Here is a 2,305-nt window from a genome sequence, read left to right on the forward strand (position 1 = left end):
TTGTTACCTTGAGTCGTTCCATGAATCATTTTACCCTGCTTCAATTGCTTTCGCTCTCCATTTTTATTTACATAGAAATATTTATTTCTTGCCCAGCCGCCGCCGCTTAAAAGCGTTTTGGTTTTCCCAACTCCCTGGTCATTTACTTTAAATACAGTGTAGTCTCCTTCTGTCTTGCTGGGATTTCCGTTATCTTTATCATATTCGACCATAACCCATCCTTTATACCCTTCTGGTATAAGGAAAATGCTCGGTTGAGACGTTTCATCTGGGCGTCCACATCCAGCTGCGATTATAATCATTAAGCACAAAATGAGCCACCTTTTCACTTTTCCCAACTCCTTTCTTAATAAAAGACGTGCCTCTATACTGCTTTTAGTTTTTGTTGAAGGTAAGATTATATTCTTTTTGCATCCCTCAATTTTTTCCAGTTCGCCCAGTCAAATATGATATATTTACGTATTGTTTGTCACACACTATTAGCAGGCGTTTACAATTTACATGGGAGGATAACAAAAATGAGCTATGTTTTTTTATTTATTTTGCTCTTTGTCATTCCGCTTTACACACAGCAAAAAATTGTTCGTGCCGACCGTGAAAATACACGTACATTATTACTAAGTGAACACGAGCAATCTGGACATAAAAAAAGCGATTCCCCGTAAAACAGGAATCGCCTTCTTTTAATATGTTAAGCTTCCGGCCACAATAAGGCCGACGGCAACCGACGCTGCAAAAAGAGTTACTCCAACCGCTATATTTCCTTCTTCTACTTTTTTGGCTAGGCTCGTTTTGGGCGTCATGATAAATTCAATAATCCAATATGCCACTACTTGAGTAATGATACCTACTACTCCCCAAAGAGTTGCATCTACCAAATTTAAGCTGTTGCTCCATACAGTAAAAATGACAATAGCAAGCCCGATTCCTTTTCCCCATAACTTCAAAGCGACCGCCACATTGCCTTTTTTTATGAGTTCACGGTCATTAAATTTTGTTGTTAATTCAAATACCATAACTCCGATAAATAATAGCCCTAACCCTACCGCTACGTGAGATAAAAAACTTCCTATACTAGCCCAATCAATCCATTGTGTCATTTTTATTCCCCTTTTCATTTTAATCCAATCGGCAAATAATAAGATTCGTTATCGGTAATTTGATTTCCAGCTCGTATTCCTACTGCGCTTGCTTTTCCATTTAATAAAAAGCACCCGTACATGATATGAGCCTCTATTGTTTGCGTTTGAGTCTTCATCGTTGCAGTTGGCAAAGGAATAAACTGTTGATACACAGCCGTGTATTCTTGATATGTTTTCTGCTGATCTTCGTCTATTTTGATTCCGTCTTCATTATAAATTTCAACGGTATCTCCCTCACGACCAAAGGATGGTTTCTTCACAAATGCTTGTTTTCTTTCAATAAATGGATCTTCTTCTAAATACGTTGGTAAAAAGTATGTTTCAATGATGTGATGCTCTTCTTTAGTGAAGAAAGGATGATGTTGTTCATGCAAAGCCCAAATGAGTGCTTGCACGGCTTTGGACTGCAGCAAAAATGYAGAAGGCGGATTGATTATGGCTACTTGTTTTTGCTGTGCCAATGTTAAAAGCATGTGTCCGACTTTTTCATTCGTACTCGGATCTTCATCTTCAATTAAATGTTCAAGCGGATACGTTTGGCGATAGAGTACGTCTATTTTTTGTCCATATTGATCATACACGCCCGCTTCTATATGTTCACCTTCTTCCACTGTAGAGGAAGGAACAATCCGAAGCTGYGATAATGGAACGTATGTAGCATCTACATCGGCTAGCTTCATTAAATAAAGAGTCGTTAACTTATCTTCTTCATGCGTATCGTGCGAAGAAAAAACGACGTTTGGATAGTTCGTTCTATCGAGCTCGTTGTAAGCTTCAAAAATGGCGTGTTTTAATGCTAAAGCAAGCTTTTTTTCTTCAAGCTTATTAGGGTTTTGTACTTGAAAATGCCGACAGACTAACTCATTTACATGAAATAATTCTTTAATGAACGTAGGCGTATCCGCATTTAGTTCTAAAAGCTTAATTTGATCAGTCGTAACAGCAAAATCAAGGCGCGAAATCACACTTTCTGTTTCCATCGTTTTCAGTCGTAGGTACGGGAGGCTGTCTTTTGGAAATCCTAAAGAAAAAAGCGTCTGATCATCTAACGAACGAAGTAAAGGTGCAGTTTTAAAAAATAATTCCCCAATTTGATTTGCAGCTTCTTTAATAGAATCAATGATATGAGAAGACTCTGTATGTACGTCATAAAGAGCATACTC

Annotated in this window: 4 protein-coding genes; 1 reads left to right on the forward strand and 3 read right to left on the reverse strand. The window is 38.0% G+C overall.

Annotated elements, in window-relative coordinates; translation table 11 throughout:
- Nucleotides 1–329, reverse strand: a 329-nt coding sequence (locus AC1DRF_RS23740) for a DUF6843 domain-containing protein (protein WP_477741849.1), incomplete at its 3' end; no start/stop codon positions are given.
- A 189-nt stretch (nt 330–518) separates the two neighbouring features.
- On the opposite strand from AC1DRF_RS23740, the gene AC1DRF_RS23745 reads away from it, so the two are divergent.
- Nucleotides 519–665: a hypothetical protein gene (locus AC1DRF_RS23745; RefSeq protein ID WP_016764718.1), complete on the forward strand. Its 147-nt coding sequence runs from the start codon at nt 519–521 to the stop codon at nt 663–665.
- An 18-nt stretch (nt 666–683) separates the two neighbouring features.
- On the opposite strand, the gene AC1DRF_RS23750 is transcribed toward AC1DRF_RS23745, so the two are convergent.
- Nucleotides 684–1,100: a DUF350 domain-containing protein gene (locus AC1DRF_RS23750; protein ID WP_013083802.1), complete on the reverse strand. Its 417-nt coding sequence runs from the start codon at nt 1,098–1,100 to the stop codon at nt 684–686.
- 14 nt (nt 1,101–1,114) lie between these two features.
- Nucleotides 1,115–2,305 (reverse strand): glutathionylspermidine synthase family protein (locus AC1DRF_RS23755; protein ID WP_477741850.1); only part of this gene is annotated, 1,191 nt, incomplete at its 5' end.

This window comes from Priestia sp. P5_B4 (genome assembly GCF_056400385.1).

Excerpts from the sequence above, each read along its gene's own strand:
- AC1DRF_RS23745 (WP_016764718.1), top strand. The coding sequence starts at position 519 with ATGAGCTATGTTTTTTTATTTATTTTGCTCTTTGTCATTCCGCTTTAC.
- AC1DRF_RS23750 (WP_013083802.1), bottom strand. The coding sequence starts at position 1,100 with ATGACACAATGGATTGATTGGGCTAGTATAGGAAGTTTTTTATCTCAC.